This window comes from Porphyromonas levii DSM 23370 (genome assembly GCF_000379925.1).
GTDB lineage: Bacteria > Bacteroidota > Bacteroidia > Bacteroidales > Porphyromonadaceae > Porphyromonas_A > Porphyromonas_A levii.
On the sequence record NZ_KB904236.1, the window covers coordinates 11980 to 28554 of the forward strand.

A 16575-nucleotide genomic window follows, 5' to 3' on the forward strand; every position below is an offset into this window, starting at 1 on the left:
GAGGGTTAATTGTAAACCTGCGCATTGAAGCAAGGGCACGACTTGAGCCACTCATCGGGCGTGATACTGCCATCGGCATTACGGTCGGGGCTGAGGTCTCTATGCCCCACCACCATCGCTTCGGGATAGCGTCGCCTAAGGTTCCACATCAGCTGCGAAAGGGTCTGCCTTTGTTCTGGAGTACGTGTGTCTCGAGGTCGATACTGTGTATCTAGTCCGCCTTCATAGCAGATACCGATAGAGAACTTATTGTACCCCGCCGCATGAGCCCCCGCTTCATCCACATGTCGTAGGGCATAGAGCCGACCTTCAAGCGTGACATAGTAGTGATAACCTGCCGTGGCAAAACCTCTCAGCTTGTGGTCTTGAATCAATTGGGGCGGCAGATACCTATCCTGCGGACGAGTAGCGCTACAGTGCACCACCAGAAGGTCTATCCTACGCTTAGTAGTCACCAGATCATTAGGGTTACTTATCTCCCGCCATTCCCGAGTTGCTATAGTGTTTCTCATACACCTAATTATATTTAGTAGATTTTGGTGGCTGTTGTGCGGGAGATGCCTTCTCCCCCAACCACAACGCAAAGGTACCGCCCCGTGATCTCCGGCTTGCGCTTAGCTGCCTCCTCGTGCGCCCTGAGGGGAGGGATAGAGACTTCCTGCGCCCTATATCAAATCGAGGATTTTTGGTAAGTTTGCCGTGGAGGGTTTTGTGTAGTATATGATAGATGCTTTGAAGACATTTTGGGTGGCACAGACCTTGCCACAGACATTAGTAATCATCTTTATCACCTGTGGTATCGGCTTATTTCTAGGCAAGCTGAAGCTGGGGAAGTTCTCTTTGGCTGGAGCGGGTGTTTTCTTCTTCGGTATATTTATGGCGCACTTCGGGGTTCAGGTAGATGCCGTGATGCTACAGTTTTGTCAGAACTTCGGTCTCGTTGTCTTTGTCTACACCCTAGGCATACAGGTGGGTCCTTCTTTCGTGGCTTCGCTAAGGAAGACCGGCTTGGCGCTCAATGCGTGGAGCATGGCATTGGCACTACTTGGGCTATTTTGCACCATCGTGCTGGCACTTGCTGGCGTGGATAGCGTGAGTAACCTCATGGGGGTGCTTAGTGGTGCGGTGACCAATACGCCTGCACTCGCCGCTGCGCAGCAAGGGGTAGAGCAATTGCACGGACATAGCCCAGCCCTACAGTCGGAGCTCAATAATATGGCGCTCGCTACAGCCATTACCTACCCCCTAGGTGTGGTGGGCGTGATTGTGGTACTAGAGCTACTGAAGGTATTCTTCCCCAAGAAGAGCAAGGCGAAGGAGCCCGAACTGAATACCACACGCCACCATGTGGGAGATTTCGTAGTAGAAAACAAAGGGATTATAGGGCACTCCCTCAGAGAGATACAAGAGAATTTCCATGTAGACTTCCTGATCTCTAGGATGAGGCGTGGCGAAGATGTCTTCCAGCCCGATGCCGATACCGTACTACAGCTCAACGACCTCATGAGTGTGGTGTATAACGAAGACGACAAGTTTGCGATAACCACGCTCTTCGGTAGCCCACACGAAAAGGTGCACCACGATGATAATTGGGAGAAGGGCAATACCAATCTGGTGCAGAAGCGACTACTCGTAACGAGGTCGGAGTACAACGGAGCTACCCTAGCGAGTCTGAAGCTAAGAAATGAGTATAGGGTGAATGTCACCCGTGTGAATAGAGCCGAGATAGACCTAGTGCCTGGCCCTAAGCTACGGCTACAGCTCGGCGATAGGGTTACGGTAGTAGGCGAAGAGGAGGGTGTGGAGCGCTTGGCTCAAGACCTAGGCAACCAGCTGAAGCCGCTCGATACCCCTTACCTGATTAGTATATTCGTGGGGATGTCATTGGGCGTACTCATAGGCATCCTCCCTATCGTTATCCCCGGACTAGGCACCCCTATCAAGTTGGGCTTGGCAGGAGGCCCTATCATCGTCGGTATCTTGTTCGGTGCTTATGGCCCTAGATTACACATGACTACCTATATCACCCAGAGCGCCAACCTCATGATGCGCACCTTCGGTATCACGCTATACCTCGGCTGCTTAGGCTTAGCATCGGGAGCAAAGTTCGTATCGACCCTTACCCAAGGGGGCGGACTTATGTGGCTGTGGCTAGGGGTGTTACTCACGATTGTACCTACACTCATCATAGGCATATTGGCAATGAAGTTTTCACGCCTCAGTTATGGTACCATCAGTGGTTTGCTCTGTGGCTCCATGGCCAACCCTATCGCTCTGGAGTATATCAATGACCAAATAGAGGAGGATACGGCTACCGTGGGCTACGCCAGTGTGTATCCGCTGGGAATGTTTGCCCGAGTAGTGCTAGCGCAAATAACCATCACTATATTACTAAGTTAGAGCATGAATAAAGCGAGCTTTTATAGCATTGAGCAGCTGACGGCAGAGCAGATCATAGAGATACTGGACTCTGCGGAGCTTTTTGAGCAAAACCCGAATCGGGACTTCCTGCATGGTCGAGTGGTGGCAACCCTCTTCTTCGAGCCCTCCACACGCACACGCCTGAGCTTTGAGACGGCAGTAAATAGGCTTGGAGGTAGGGTCATAGGCTTCTCCGATGCCAAGAACACGAGTTCGGTAAAGGGCGAGACCCTCAGAGACACCATACAGATGGTTTCGGGCTATGCCGACCTTATCGTGATGCGGCATAACCTAGAGGGCGCTGCCCTCTACGCCAGTGAGGTATCGCGGGTGCCTATCATCAATGCAGGAGATGGTGCCAACCAACACCCTTCGCAGACGATGCTCGACCTCTATTCTATCCGTAAGACACAGGGCGACCTCAACAACCTACATATCACTATGGTAGGCGACCTCAAGTACGGGCGCACTGTACACTCGCTGATTGAGGGCACTTCGCACTTCAATCCTACCTTCTCCTTCGTGGCACCACGTCAGCTGGAACTCCCTCGTGAGTATGTAGACTATTGTGCAGAGCATGGGATAGAGGCAGACTACCACAACGAACTGACCTCCGAAGTTATTGCCAAGAGCGATATCGTGTACATGACGCGCCTCCAGAGAGAGCGCTTCCTAGATGAGGAGGACTACCAAGCGGTCAAGGACTCCTTTGTCCTAGATAATAGCTTGCTACAGGAGGCAAAGCCTACGATGAAGATACTGCACCCACTCCCTAGGGTCAATGAGATCGCTCAGGAGGTGGATGATACGCCGTATGCCTACTACTTTAGGCAAGCGGTCAATGGGATGTTTGTGCGCGAGGCTCTAATCTGCCGTGCGCTAGGTATTGAGGTTAGTGAGTAAGAGGATATGGCACGTATTGAAAAAGGAGAGCTAAGGGTACAGGCAATTAAGAATGGTTCGGTCATCGATCATATTCCAGTAGATCAGCTACAGAAGGTGGTGCACCTCCTAGGGCTATTCGACCTCCCCTACCCATTCACGATAGGGCAGAACTATCTGAGCAAGAAACTAGGACGCAAGGGCATCATCAAGGTGGAGGAGAAGCACTTCACCCATGAGGAGGTCAATAGACTAGCACTGGTCTCTACCGAAGTGGTCATCAGTGTGATACGCAACTACGAGGTGGTGGAGAAGATTAAGGTAGCTTTGCCCGACCAAGTGAAGGGGCTAGTGAAGTGTACCAACCCTAAGTGCATCAGCAACAACGAGCCGATGCAGGGACTGTACCACGTGACGGACAAGGCAAAGGGTACGCTCAAGTGCCACTATTGCAATCGCAAGATAGAGAGAGAAGAGATAATCATTAGTGAATAAAGAAAGTATGAAGAAAGGTAGTCTAATCGCCCTAGTGGTGGTCATTGTACTCGTATTAGTGGGCGCTAGGTATGGCATCAAGTCCAACAACGAGATGGTATTGAAGCAAGAGGGTGTGCGTACGGCTTGGAGCCAAGTGGAGAACCAGTATCAGCGCCGCGCCGACCTTATCCCCAACCTAGTGGCTACGGTCAAGGGGTATGCCGAGCATGAACAAGCTACGCTGGAGGGCGTGGTAGAGGCACGTGCCAAGGCTACTCAAGTTACGGTGAATGCCGATGAACTGACGCCTGAGGCTCTCGAAGCCTATATGGCTACACAAAATAACCTCACCCAAGCGCTCGGTAAGCTAATTGCGCTCAAGGAGGCTTATCCCGACCTGAAGGCCAATGAAAACTTCATGGCGCTACAGACGCAGCTAGAGGGTACGGAAAATAGGATTACCACCGAGCGTATGCGTTTCAACGATACAGCCAAGGAGTACAATACCTATATCAAGATGTTCCCTCGCAACATCGTGGCTAAGCTACTCGGCTTCGATGCTCAGGTCTATTTCGAGTCGGCACCAGGTGCAGAAACTGCTCCAGTAGTAGAATTCTGATACCATGCACCGCCACATAGCTCTGCTATTACTCTGCCTGCTCTCACTAGCGGGCAACGCTAGGGAGTACACCCCTAGCGAAGTGCCTAATGTGCAACTACAGGATGCGCGGCAGTTTGTGAGTGACCCCGAAGGACATTTCACGGCAGAAGAGCTGGTGCAGCTCAATGCAGCACTCTACAACATACGGGAGCAGCATACGGCAGAAGTAGCACTCGTGGTATTGCCAGGGATTGAAAACGATGATCCCGAGCGCTTTACCGTGAAGCTATTCGAGGCTTGGGGCATTGGCAAAGCGGTCGACGACAATGGGCTACTCATCCTCTATAAGTATGGCGAAGCAGGTCAGCGCATTGTGCGCTTCGAGGTCGGCTATGGGCTAGAAGGGGTGCTGCCCGATATTACCACCAAGCGGCTCACAGACCACTTTATCGTGCCCGCCATCGTAGAGGGGCGTGATGCGGAGGGTTTTCTCCAGACTTTTAGTGAGATAGACAACCTACTCACTGAGGGCTATGTAGCTCAGGGTGAGAACCAAGACTACAGTCGTGGCAATAGTGGAAATGAGCTTAGGGAGATGGGCTTTGCGTATCTGATATTCGCCCTTTTCGTTGGGCTCCTCTATGGCGCAGGGCTAGTCACCTTATGGAGGCGGGCAAAAGAGCCTGCCGAGCAAGAGGGTGTCCTCTTCCGTAGGTACAAAAACCAGTGGTGGCTTATCTTTATCCTCCCTGCGCTCCTCTTCCTGTACCCCCTCTATCTGATTCTAAAAAGCAGAACCCAAAAGCATATTACCAACTGCCCTTCCTGCCATACCAAAGGGAGTGTGCGGCTACTCCGTAAGCCCGACAACTACCCCTACCTCAATAGCGCACAGAGGGCAGAGGAGCAGGTGGGTTCCGTATCCTATCCCGTGTATAGCTGTTCGGTATGTGGCTACCACAAGGTGGTGGAGCAGCCAGCACTACTCACGAGTTATCAGCGGTGCACCCGCTGCGGTGCCAAGACCTACTTTATGAAGGATCAGACACAGGATAGCCGATTCCTGACACAGACCTTTACCTGCCTGCATTGTGGCAAGAGCGACATCCGCCGTACACGCATATCTGGTGGGTCATCAGGCGGATTTGGAGGCGGCTTCGGGGGCAGTGGAGGCGGCTTCGGTGGTGGTTTTGGTGGCGGAATGTCGGGCGGAGGTGGCTCTACTACCCGTTTCTAAAGACAACCCATACACACAAAGAGAGTGGCTATGCAGCGCCTAGAGGTCTGCATAGCCACTTACTTTGTACGGGAGACTAAATGGGTTAGTCCTCGTTGTATGGTGCGAAATCTTCCTTAGCTGCGCCACAAACGGGGCACACCCAATCCTCAGGAATATTCTCGAAAGCTGTACCAGGTGCGATACCACCGTCAGCATCTCCCACTTCAGGGTCGTAAATGTAGCCACAAGGCTCGCAAATCCACTTCTGCATAGTCACTTATTCATTAAAACATTAAACATCTACTGTCGTATCACCAATTAGGCAATGCTCAAAGATACAAAAAATAAAACGTATTGCCACCCTTTCCCTTCAACTTATTCTCCCTTACCGCGGAAACACATAGCCCCAGCATAAATTATTCCTCACGCGAGAAAGGGAGAATATGGCTTCGGAGCTCTCAGAGGTATCGGAGGGTGCGGATGTAGGGACGAAAGGTTTTTCGCCCTACCATTGGCGAGGACGTGGCGAGCCTGAGCAACGAAATTTATTCCTAGAGATAAATATATTTATTTGTACAGATAAATATATTTATTCCTAGGAATAAATTTCACTGATATAGGGTCTCAGGAAAAGGCATGAGCGATAGAGAGGAACTGTGGTATCGGAGGACGCGGAGGGTATCGGAGCCCTCGGACGCTTCGGAGGCGCGGAGGTGTAGGGGCGGATTACGGATAGAGCGAGAGGGTACGCCATATAGCTGGCGTACCCTCTCGCTGTAAATGGACTTGTTGGGGTCTATTTATCTCTTGGCAAACTCGGCGAGACCGCCCTTGAGCCATGCCACATAGTTGTCCACATTCTTATCGAAGCCGTAGCTTGGTCCCAATGGGAGCCCATTACCATCGAGCATGACGTAGAATGGCTGTGCATTAGCACCGAACTTGACGGTCTGGAGGTGGCTCCAGCGCTCGCCTACTGTCTTGATGGTCTTCACCTTGTCGCCATCTTTCACCTCGATGTACTCAGGTAGGCGGGTCTTGTCGTCGACAATCAGAGTAACGAGGATAAACTTGTCATCGATGATGCTCTTGACCTTAGGATCGGTCCAGACAGAAGCCTCCATCTCACGGCAATTGACACAGCCGTAACCCGAGAAGTCGATAAGCACAGGCTTGTGATCAGTCTGAGCTGCACGCATACCGCTCTCGTAATCGTGGTACTTAGGGTGTACCTCAGAATCGTAGAGGTTGAAGTCCTGGGTATACAGTGGTGGTGCAAATGCGCTAATCGCCTTGAGTGGCGCTCCCCATAGACCTGGCACCATGTACACTGCGAAAGCAAGCGAGATAATGGCGAGGAAGAGCCTTGGGATACTTACGAATGGGAGGTCGCTATCGTGTGGCAGCTTGAGCTTGCCTAGTAGGTAGATACCCAGCATCACGAAGATGATAATCCAGAGAGCTACGAAAGTCTCTCTATCGAGGATGCCCCAACCATAAGCGAGGTCGGCTACAGAGAGGAACTTGAGGGAGAGGGCTAGCTCGAGGAAACCGAGGGTAACCTTGACACTCGTCATCCAACCACCACTCTTTGGCATGCTCTGAAGGAAGTTGGGGAAGATAGCGAAGAGGGTAAATGGCAACGCCAATGCGAGGGCAAAACCAAACATTCCTATCGCTGGAGAAAGTAGACTACCCGAGGTCGCTGCCTCCACTAGAAGGGTACCGATGATAGGTCCGGTACATGAGAAGGACACGAGCGCAAGGGTAAACGCCATGAAGAAGATACTGATGAGTCCGCCTGTGCTCTCTGCCTTAGCGTCCATCTTATTAGTCCATGACTGTGGCAATACGATTTCGAAAGCGCCAAAGAAGCTGACAGCGAAGACTACCAGCATCAAGAAGAAGATGATATTGAATATCGCATTAGTCGCTAAACTATTGAGCGCATTCGCACCGAAGATACCTGTGATAAGGAGACCTAAGGTGAGGTAGATAATAATAATTGCTGCACCATAGATAAGCGCATCACGGATGGCAGCGCTGCGACTCTTAGAGCGCTTGAGGAAGAAGCTCACGGTCATTGGAATCATCGGCCACACGCAAGGGGTGAGGAGCGCAATGAGTCCGCCACCAAACCCTAGGAGGAAGATGATAAAGAGGGAGTTATCGGTAGCCGAGAGGGTCTCATCGCCATAGGCTTTGAGCTCCTCGGTAACAGGCGCCCATATATCACCAGAGAAGGCTTCTGTGGCAGGTGCTGTAGTAGCTACAGCGGTGCTATCTACCTCCTCTGTAGTGGTGGTAGCGATAGCGGTCATGGTGAGTGGTGTCTTGAGATCGGCAGCGGTAATCTTAAAGCTCTCACGCGTAGGTGGGAGGCAAGTCTCATCGTTGCAGATCATATAGATAAAGTCACCAGCCAGCACGAAGTTGGTAGGGTCTTCTATCTGTACCTTCTGAGTAAAGGTGACCTCTCCATTGTGCCAAGCGAGCTCCATATCGAAGTTAGGGTCAAATACCTTGTGGGCATCCTTATTGGCAGCCAACTTGCCCATCAGCTTCACAGCCTTGGCACCATCGAGCTCTACTTGCGTAGCTGTAGGACCGCCCTCAGGGATATCCACATCGTAAATATGCCACCCCTTCTTGAGCTTAGCATCGAAAGTGAGCGTCACCACGCCATCTTCGGTATTGGTGTAGCTCTGATTGATCACCACGGCATCGGTGACCATTTGTGCCTCCATACCAACCAATGGTAGGAGCACTAGGAGAAGGAATAAAACTCTCTTCATAGTTCGTCGTCTATCTGTCTTCCTTTAGGTAAGTAAAATAATGAGTCGGGAAAGGGCGTTGCCACCTACGTGGTTGTCCCTCACCCGGGATTGTCATTTCGAGTACGATCTGCTCTAAGGCAATCGATTTATTGGTCTTGAACTGGCTCTTGGAACGGATGTCGCCCATTATGCTCAGCCCATTATCGCCAAATAGCTTGCGGAGCGAGAATATCCTAGCGCCGCTTACGTCGGCTTGCACTACGTGCATGCCGCCATTGGCACTGCTCTTATCTACCTTCACGTCGGCACTGATGATGCGGCTCTTCTTGCTATCTTCGTCGCTCGAAGTGGCGCTCAGTACCTGCTGCTTCTCGGTGATCTCGCCCTCTAAACAGGCGATAAAGGTCTGGTGCTTCACCCTACGGCTAAACTCCTTCACGAGGGTCTCCTTGGCCTCTACCGTCTTAGCGAATATCACGAAGCCAGCGGTATTGCGGTCGAGCCTATTGACCATGAAAAGCTTTGCACCCTCTTCGCCCTTCTTGTAGTGCTGGGAAAGGAGGTAAATAACGGTGGCTTGTCGGTTTTGGTGCGAGGTATTGACGGTAGGGATACCATTTTTCTTGTAGACCACTACGTACGCCTCATTCTCCCACACTATCTCTATCTTATCGTGGCTAAAGGGAGCTGGCGGTGCGCCCTTGTGCACGGTGACCACCTGCCCTATGCGCACCGTATCGGTGGCTCTAGTAGTGGGCACGCCCTCTACTGACACCCGCCCCGAGGAGATCACCTGCTTGGCTGCGGTACGATTGCGGCTCGACTTGAGCATAATCAAGTCGAGCAAAGGGGCCTCCTCCTGTGCTTTATACCGCTCCTGTACTGGTGTCGGATTGCTCCCTCTTTCCTCTCTTTTCTGCTCCACTATTACGCTTGTATATTAGTTATTATCATGCAAATATACCAAAAAGGTGACTACACCACATGTGTAGCCACCTTTTATTACAGGGAATGGTCTCCTATTACTTGTAACCAGGAGTCTGCACGAGTAGTTTCTCCTTGCTTAGAAGGGTCTTATCGAGCGGCCATAGGAGCTTGTAGCTCTCAGTAGCTTGGTCGAGTAGTGGGGTATTGCCAAAGTTACCTTCCTTAGCGAATACGAGTGGTGTACCATCCTTAGTGAGTGTCATACGGCGGAGATCCCACCAGCGCTGTCCCTCTTGGATAAACTCCTTATCCTTCTCCTTGAGGATAGCTAGCTCATTCGCGGTAAAGTCACCTGACTTGTAACCATGGGTAGCTTCATTCCACTTGCTACCATAAGCGCGCTTACGCACGAGGTTGATATACTTAGCTACTTCAGTGCCATTGCCCTCATAATTGGCAATCTCAGCAAGAGAGAGGTATACCCATGGGAGACGATATAGGATGTAATCGCCATCAAACACACGGTCGCCAGAGGAATTGATACTACCGATATTCTTCTGAGTATGCAGACCGTAAAGTTCGAGTGCGCCAGTCTCTTTATTCTTTAGGAAAGATGGATAGAAGGTCGCATCACGGCGAGTGTCGTCGGCGTCAAACTGCTTATACAATGGGTGGATATACTCATAGGCCATGGTAAAGCCCTTCTTCACACCGAGTGGGTCGTTCCACTTGGTGCCATCAGCACGGTAAGCATTAGCTCCCACAGCACCAGTATCGCCAGAGTAAGTCCAGTAGCCATTGAAGTTGGTTGCCTCGCCATCCAGGAATCGGATAGCTAGGATCACCTCCTTATTGCCCTTATTCTTAGTAGAGAATACACTCGCAAACTCATCCTCGAGGGCTAGTCCATAGTTATTCGTGAGACTGGTGAGGTGCTGCTTAGCGATAGCAAGGTCAGCAGCATTGGACTTATTATCGCCAATGCTTACCTTACCATTCCATAGATATACATCTGCAGCAAGAGCCTCAGTAGCCGCCTTGCTCCAGTAGCTCTTCTTAGCACCACGTCCATAGGGGTCAAATTCCTTCTGATTGCCAAATAGCTCTAGTGACTTCTGAATATCGCTCTTGATTTGAGCCATCACTTCGCTTGGTTTAGCCTGTGGTAGATAGAGTTTCTGAGGGTCGAGTTCACCATCAATAACGGCTACATCGAGGCGAAGTGGCACACCACCCCAGTTGCGGTATAGGTCATAGTAGTAAAACGCCCTAAGACCATACGCCTGTGCCATGAAGAAGTTGCGCTTAGCCTCGTCCATCTCCACACTTGGAGCACGTGAGATAAGGAGGTTGCAATTGATGATACGACCATAGATATTAGCATAATTGGAGACACCAGTGTGGTCGGCATTAAAATTCTGTAGCCGGATATCACCTCCAGAAGTAGTCATACCATCGGAGCTAGTACCATCAACATAGATACCTGATCGAAGCTCACCGAAGTTGATGGTATGGTCGACGTAATAGCTGCGGAGGTGATTGTGCAAACCATCGGCATAGCCCACAACATGCGCCTCGGTCTTCCAGTAGTTACCACTACCATAGTAATCCTCAGGAGTGAGGTCTAGGACGCCTTTACATGAGGAAGACATCCCTACCAGTGCTATCATAGCCACTGGCAATAGTGCATACTTTATCTTATTCATATACTATTTAGTCACTGATTAGAATGTAACATTAAGCCCAAATAGCACCGTACGTGGCAATGAATAACCTGTACCTGATGCTACACCACCTGTACGCATTCTCTCTGGAGTAGCCACCTTAGCACCTACGAGGTAACCTAAGTTCTGACCCGTTACAGAGAATTCTATCCTCTTAGCTGCAACCATCTCCGAGATGTTTTGTGGCAGTGTATAAGAGAGCGATAGCTCTCGGAAGGCTAGATAATCGCCCTTGTAAGCGAATAGATCTGAATTGCGATGGAAGTTAGCTGCGCCTAGCATATCTGCATAGACGTATTTAGGATACTTAGCATTGCGGTTCTCTGGTGTCCATGTATTAAATACCATATCGATGGTATTATAGGTCCCCTGTGCTGCTCCGATATACCAAGGAGTGGTGTTGTCGTAGTTCCAGAAACCAAGAGCATAGTCTACGGCTAAGTAGAGGCGAAGACCTTTCCAACTCATGGTAGAAGTAAGACCGCCAGTCCAGTGTGGCATAGCATTGCCGAACACCACCTGGTCGAAGGAGTCAATCTTACCATCGCCATTGATATCCTTCCACCTCATATCACCAGGGGTAAGGAGGATGGCATTTTTGCGCTGCGCATCGGTGAGCTTAGCCCAAGCGGCTGGGGTATAAGACTTCTTACCCTGCACATTACCTTCTACAGTACCACCAGGATAAGCAGCGTTGATTTCCTCGTCACTCTGGAAGATACCCATAGACCTATAGCCAACTACCACCCAAGGCTCCTGACCTTCCTGATAGCCACCAACCCACTGTAGTTCGTCGCCCTTGCCAGTGTAGATCTGCTGACCACCCTGACGGTTGCGATCGAGACCATTATCTGGGAGCTGGATGATGGTATTCTTATTGTAAGTGATGTTGCCACCGACCTGCCAAGTAAAGTCTTGGGTCTTTATAGGCGTACCAGAGATCTCGAGCTCCACACCACGGTTGCGGAATTTACCATTGTTATTTTGGATACTAGAGAATCCACCTGTAGGAGGGAGGTCGAAAGCTGCATATTTGTCTAAAGTCAGACGGTCGTAGAATGTGATATTTGTGTTGAGCCTATTAGCAAAGAAGCTCATATCAGCTCCGAGTTCAAATGTACGGGTCTTCTCCCAGCGCAGCGTAGGATTAGGCAGGTTGCCAATTAGAAACCCTGTATTACCATTGTACTTAGCAGAGTTGTAACTACCCTGTAAGGTGTAAGCACCGATTCCAGAAGCATCACCATTGACACCATAAGATGCACGTAATTTACCAAAGCTAAGCCATGGCAGTGCCTCCTTCACGAAGTCCTCATTACCAAAGATCCAACCACCAGACACTCCTGGGAAAAAGCCCCAACGGTTATCCAATAGAGAGGAGTAACCATCCTCACGGAATACGGCACTTGCCAAGTACTTACCAGCAAACTCATAATTGAGCCTACCGAAGTAAGAGAGGATGCGGTACTTGCTGTGGTAGCTATCAATCTTGCGCTTACCCTCTTCGGTGAGCGTAAGACCAAGGTCCATAAAGTCATCAGTAGGAGCACCACTACCCTCAGCACTGAAGCCCTTGCTAGCATCCTGGAAGTACTCCATACCTAGCATAACATCTACAGAGTGCTGACCAAAGTACTTGCTGAAGTTGAATACACCATTGTAGGTCTGTGCGAGACCGCGGTCGAACTTTGCCCAAGTCTCACGACCACGCTGCCAGCTAGTCCCTTCTTGGTTGGTGACTCTATCCTTATTGAAGCCTTCGTAGAATCCTTCGCTATAGTACCAGTTACCAGTAAGAGTAAGCTTGAGGTAGTCGGTAAACTTGACATCAAATGCCTGAATCATCGTAAACTTATCGGTCTGGTTGTCACGGATCCACTTCTGTGGCTGGAACATCTGGTTGCCATCACCTGTGTTTGGTCCCAAGAGAGGGTTCCCATCCTCATCTGTATAGCGAGCGGTAGTAGGCACAGAATTGATACGACCGAAGTAGTTCTCCTCACTACCCTGTGAACCTGGCATAGAGTTCCAGTTGGCACGGTTGAAGTTGAAGCTACTGCGAGAAGTAAGCCAAGGCTTGATATTATAGCTACCATTGAGCACAAAGCTGTAGCGCTTGTAGAACGAAGTTACAGGCAGACCCTGAGAGTGGTTATAACCTAAACCTGCATAGTAGGTACCCTTATCGTTACCTCCAGAGAGACTCACATTGTAGTCTTGGGTCATAGATGGGTTTACGAAGTTGTAGTCCTGAGGAAAAGTTTCCTTGTACATCAGAATCTTATCGGAGAGTGGATCCTTCATCTTCTGCCACCCCTTGGCGAGGAGTTCATCGTACTTAGGATTGTACTCCATAAGGTTCCACTTCATACCCGGACCATATACATTGCCGATACCCATTGGCTGAGCGCCATTGAGGTTGTTCTTTGGTGCCCAAGGAGTGATGTCATAAGCTCTACGCATCCACGTGATATAGTCCTTAGCACCGAGGAACTTGTGAGGGAAGACAGCGTAGTTGAGTCCTACACGTGCTTTCACATTGATCTCACCCATCCCTGCCTTACCACTCTTGGTGGTCACGAGGATTACACCATTGGCAGCACGAGCACCATAGAGCGCAGTAGCACCTGCATCCTTGAGCATACTCATGCTCTCGATATCATTGGGGTTGATGTCGGAGAGACTCCCACGGAGTTGACCATCCACAAGCACGAGGGGAGAACCACTTCCATTGAAATTGGTACCACCACGAAGGATAATCTGTGGTGTAGCCCCTGGATTACCCGAAGACTGTACTACACGAAGACCTGATATAGCCCCCGAGAGAGCTTGAGCAGGATTAGAGTACACTCCGACGGTTAGCTTCTCAGTATCTACATTGGCAATAGAATTGGTCACCTTGACACGGCTCTGCTTACCACCATAACCAGTGACAACCACCTCCTGCAGGAGCTCGTTATCCTCCTGAAGTGAGATATTGATGGTGGTGCGCCCATTGATAGCGACCGTTACAGTCTTCATGCCTATGTAGGAGACCTCAAGGGTGCCGTTACTGGGGACATTGGCGAGCGTAAACTCACCATCCAGATTGGTTTGTGTGCCCTTAGACTTATCCTCCTTGAGCATCACGGTAGCACCGATCACAGGCTCGTTGTGGGTAGCGTCTACAACCACGCCCTTCACGGTAATTGTTTTAGACTGAGCAACTACTTCAGATACGCCCTGTTTTGTCGTAACTGCCTGAGTCTCAATACCCCCCCCTATCAAAAGAGAGACGCCAAGACTCAGGGGAAGAAGCGCCCTAAGACATACGATTTTTTTCATAAACCTTAGTATTAATAATCTTACAAAAACTCTAAAATCCATCCATAGATAAGGGTTATTGGGGCATACTACTCCGCCCTCAGTTAAACCCATTCTTTATGAAATTCCACCAAAGATAGGTAATTTTTTCATAATAACAAAGGGCATACACCTAAGTAATTGCGAATAATCTCCCAAAGGCACTCCCAGAGCGGGAAATCCCTAGTAACAAATATTTTAGGGCACACTAGCCGACAAGACGAGCCATAGTCCCCCCGATTGGTATTAATGGTATCTTTGTAGTAGGTGAGTACAATGAACAATTAACATATAGATAACACAGCAATATGGAGAAGAAGTTACTAAGGAGCCAGACCAATAGGATGTTTGCAGGTGTATGCGGAGGTATCGCAGAGTATTTTAATCTCGACCCCACAGTAATTCGGTTGTTATGGGTGCTTGCCACCGCCCTCGGAGGCAGCGGTCTATTCGTCTACATTCTCTGCGCTCTCATCATCCCTGCCCGCTAATCCCCCACCCCATACCACTTATTGACCACCTTTCCCCTAAATTGCTATCGGGCGAGCGCCCATGAGGCTCGCCTTAAGGGCAAACGCATGAGCAATTACGCGGTCCTGTGGTTCACTACAAGCTAAAGTGTTGCTTTGCTTGTGGGCGACCTTCGGTTCAGTGTTCGGGCTTGGTCACCTTCTAAGCCCTTGCTCCCGATGCCGCCCTAGTAAGAAGGTTCTTAGTAAGAGCGCTCTTACTAATAGATTTTCCTCTCCAAATATCGTGGCTATTAAGACGGCTTTGGGTGAAGTGGTACCTACAGCGATAGCCCCATAAGGGTGCGCAGGCTGGCGGGCTAGGGTAATTAGTGGTATCTTTGCGCCGATGTTAAGACTTGATTATTAATAATGATGGAGACAGCCTCTAAGAAAATATATACCATCGCCGTAGACTTCGATGGTACCATAGTTACCCACGAATACCCACGGATAGGGACGGAGATCGATGGTGCGGTGAGGAACCTAAGGAAGTTGCTGATGGATGGGCACCGCCTTATTCTATGGTCGGTACGCGAACGCGAATTGCTCCAAGAGGCACTTCAATGGTGCGAGGAGCGGGGACTGGTATTTTATTCTGTGAATAGCAATTTTCCCGAGGAGACCCATGCCGATAGGCACTTCTCGCGCAAGCTCCAAGCCGATATCTTTATCGACGACCGCTCGCTCGGAAAGCTCCCACACTGGGACACCATCTACCAGATGATTAGTAACGGGAAGCCTTTCCAGCCTGCTGCGGTAGCACCTACGGTAGTCGATGATATGCAGCAAGAGATGATGAACCGCTATGCCCATGGCTACGGACAGAAAAAGAAGCGCAAGCGCTTCGGTCTCTTCTAATCCTCCCTCATGCCGCCCCTACTTGGGGTGAATCTTCAGGATATCATTTAAGTCTGTAGTGTAGTTGGGGCTCACGTGCTTACGCGTGACCACCTCTTGGAGGGCATCGGGGTTTCGGGCTGCGATATAGATATTTTTTGTCTAAACAATCGAATGGTGAGTGGGGTAAGCCTCTTAGTGAGGCTGCTCCACTCACTTTTTTTGTGCGCTCTCTTAAGTCCCCAAACCTATAGACTACATTTAGTCAATTTTAATTGTGCTCGCGCTCTTTTTGTCTCGCCTGAGCAACCAAATTTATTCCTAGAGATAAATAAATTTATTTGTACAGATAAATAAATTTATTCCTAGGAATAAATTTCGCTGATATAGGGTATCAGTGGAACCGTATTAGGGATAACAATCAAAGGAGAGTTATAAGCCCCCAAACCCCTAAACCGAAGGTAGCCCATAGGCAAGGGGGCTTGGCTCCGCTCCTAAGTTCAGGGAGGCTAACGAAGACTGCGCTATTGTCTCATCTCATTGAACTAGTCCGACACCTAGAGGGGTCATGGGTGTTCGTAATATTTGCCCTTGCGGGTTCTCTCTTGTCCTACCTTAGCTCGTAATTGCCCCGCTAATGGGGGCTGGAATGGGGCGAGAGGCGTCACAATTGTTAATATTCTCGATTCCCCTTCTCTGTTGGGGCTGAATTACTCTTCAGCAGGGGTAAATAGGGCTGTTAAGCAATTGTAATACAAATATTTGTCATACGTGGAACATGTTGTTTATAAAATTACTGCACATATGTGCCATATAGAAAATAATTAACCTCTAATATACATTAAAGAAAAACCTT

At 49.8% G+C, this 16575-nt stretch carries 14 protein-coding genes; 8 read left to right on the top strand and 6 right to left on the bottom strand.

The features are described from left to right. Positions 1-5: 5 nt before the first annotated feature. A complete protein-coding gene (locus A3GG_RS0102685; RefSeq protein ID WP_018357783.1) occupies positions 6-512 on the bottom strand; it encodes an N-acetylmuramoyl-L-alanine amidase in 507 nt (168 codons plus the stop codon). Positions 513-732: 220 nt separating this feature from the next. Here A3GG_RS0102685 and A3GG_RS0102690 point away from each other — a divergent pair, with 220 nt between their 5' ends. From A3GG_RS0102690 to A3GG_RS0102710, 5 genes are read left to right on the top strand one after another with little or no spacing between them, the layout of a single operon-like run. Next, positions 733-2400, top strand: coding sequence for a putative transporter (locus A3GG_RS0102690; protein WP_248637646.1), 1668 nt, complete (start codon positions 733-735; stop codon positions 2398-2400). A gap of 3 nt (positions 2401-2403) precedes the next feature. Continuing rightward, positions 2404-3324, top strand: a complete 921-nt coding sequence (gene pyrB / locus A3GG_RS0102695; protein ID WP_018357785.1) for an aspartate carbamoyltransferase — start codon at positions 2404-2406, stop codon at positions 3322-3324. A gap of 6 nt (positions 3325-3330) precedes the next feature. Next, entirely contained in the window at positions 3331-3798 is a 468-nt protein-coding gene (gene pyrI / locus A3GG_RS0102700) for an aspartate carbamoyltransferase regulatory subunit (RefSeq protein WP_018357786.1), read from the top strand. Positions 3799-3805: 7 nt separating this feature from the next. Beyond that, positions 3806-4399 (top strand): LemA family protein, encoded by a 594-nt coding sequence (locus A3GG_RS0102705; RefSeq protein WP_018357787.1) that lies wholly within the window; start codon positions 3806-3808, stop codon positions 4397-4399. A 4-nt stretch (positions 4400-4403) separates the two neighbouring features. Further along, positions 4404-5618, top strand: a complete 1215-nt coding sequence (locus A3GG_RS0102710; protein WP_018357788.1) for a TPM domain-containing protein — start codon at positions 4404-4406, stop codon at positions 5616-5618. Between the two features lie 85 nt (positions 5619-5703). On the opposite strand, the gene rd is transcribed toward A3GG_RS0102710, so the two are convergent. After that, positions 5704-5871, bottom strand: a complete 168-nt coding sequence (gene rd, locus A3GG_RS0102715; RefSeq protein ID WP_018357789.1) for a rubredoxin — start codon at positions 5869-5871, stop codon at positions 5704-5706. A 365-nt stretch (positions 5872-6236) separates the two neighbouring features. Here rd and A3GG_RS13315 point away from each other — a divergent pair, with 365 nt between their 5' ends. Continuing rightward, the gene (locus A3GG_RS13315) at positions 6237-6380 is read left to right on the top strand and encodes a hypothetical protein (protein WP_156808651.1); all 144 of its coding nucleotides are present in this window, start codon (positions 6237-6239) and stop codon (positions 6378-6380) included. A 20-nt stretch (positions 6381-6400) separates the two neighbouring features. Here A3GG_RS13315 and A3GG_RS0102725 read toward each other — a convergent pair whose 3' ends face one another. The 4 genes from A3GG_RS0102725 to A3GG_RS0102740 form a co-directional block, all read right to left on the bottom strand. After that, on the bottom strand, positions 6401-8395 hold the full coding sequence (locus tag A3GG_RS0102725) for a protein-disulfide reductase DsbD family protein (protein WP_018357791.1): 1995 nt from the start codon (positions 8393-8395) through the stop codon (positions 6401-6403). A 10-nt stretch (positions 8396-8405) separates the two neighbouring features. After that, positions 8406-9302 carry a pseudouridine synthase gene (locus tag A3GG_RS0102730; RefSeq protein WP_018357792.1) on the bottom strand — a complete coding sequence of 299 codons (897 nt, stop codon included), beginning with the start codon at positions 9300-9302 and terminating at the stop codon, positions 8406-8408. Between the two features lie 97 nt (positions 9303-9399). Beyond that, on the bottom strand, positions 9400-11010 hold the full coding sequence (locus tag A3GG_RS0102735) for a RagB/SusD family nutrient uptake outer membrane protein (RefSeq protein ID WP_018357793.1): 1611 nt from the start codon (positions 11008-11010) through the stop codon (positions 9400-9402). 18 nt (positions 11011-11028) lie between these two features. Beyond that, positions 11029-14352: a SusC/RagA family TonB-linked outer membrane protein gene (locus A3GG_RS0102740; protein ID WP_018357794.1), complete on the bottom strand. Its 3324-nt coding sequence runs from the start codon at positions 14350-14352 to the stop codon at positions 11029-11031. 326 nt (positions 14353-14678) lie between these two features. On the opposite strand from A3GG_RS0102740, the gene A3GG_RS0102745 reads away from it, so the two are divergent. Beyond that, a complete protein-coding gene (locus A3GG_RS0102745) occupies positions 14679-14861 on the top strand; it encodes a PspC domain-containing protein (protein WP_018357795.1) in 183 nt (60 codons plus the stop codon). 393 nt (positions 14862-15254) lie between these two features. Further along, positions 15255-15740 (top strand): BT0820 family HAD-type phosphatase, encoded by a 486-nt coding sequence (locus A3GG_RS0102750; protein ID WP_018357796.1) that lies wholly within the window; start codon positions 15255-15257, stop codon positions 15738-15740. Positions 15741-16575 lie beyond the last annotated feature (835 nt).

What these genes read in the sequence shown, in the direction of transcription:
- A3GG_RS0102725 (WP_018357791.1), bottom strand. Translation starts at nt 8,395, where the DNA reads ATGAAGAGAGTTTTATTCCTTCTCCTAGTGCTCCTACCATTGGTTGGT.
- A3GG_RS0102735 (WP_018357793.1), bottom strand. Translation starts at nt 11,010, where the DNA reads ATGAATAAGATAAAGTATGCACTATTGCCAGTGGCTATGATAGCACTG.
- A3GG_RS0102745 (WP_018357795.1), top strand. Translation starts at nt 14,679, where the DNA reads ATGGAGAAGAAGTTACTAAGGAGCCAGACCAATAGGATGTTTGCAGGT.
- rd (WP_018357789.1), bottom strand. Translation starts at nt 5,871, where the DNA reads ATGCAGAAGTGGATTTGCGAGCCTTGTGGCTACATTTACGACCCTGAA.
- A3GG_RS0102705 (WP_018357787.1), top strand. Translation starts at nt 3,806, where the DNA reads ATGAAGAAAGGTAGTCTAATCGCCCTAGTGGTGGTCATTGTACTCGTA.
- A3GG_RS0102710 (WP_018357788.1), top strand. Translation starts at nt 4,404, where the DNA reads ATGCACCGCCACATAGCTCTGCTATTACTCTGCCTGCTCTCACTAGCG.
- pyrB (WP_018357785.1), top strand. Translation starts at nt 2,404, where the DNA reads ATGAATAAAGCGAGCTTTTATAGCATTGAGCAGCTGACGGCAGAGCAG.
- A3GG_RS0102750 (WP_018357796.1), top strand. Translation starts at nt 15,255, where the DNA reads ATGGAGACAGCCTCTAAGAAAATATATACCATCGCCGTAGACTTCGAT.
- A3GG_RS0102685 (WP_018357783.1), bottom strand. Translation starts at nt 512, where the DNA reads ATGAGAAACACTATAGCAACTCGGGAATGGCGGGAGATAAGTAACCCT.
- pyrI (WP_018357786.1), top strand. Translation starts at nt 3,331, where the DNA reads ATGGCACGTATTGAAAAAGGAGAGCTAAGGGTACAGGCAATTAAGAAT.
- A3GG_RS0102740 (WP_018357794.1), bottom strand. Translation starts at nt 14,352, where the DNA reads ATGAAAAAAATCGTATGTCTTAGGGCGCTTCTTCCCCTGAGTCTTGGC.
- A3GG_RS13315 (WP_156808651.1), top strand. Translation starts at nt 6,237, where the DNA reads ATGAGCGATAGAGAGGAACTGTGGTATCGGAGGACGCGGAGGGTATCG.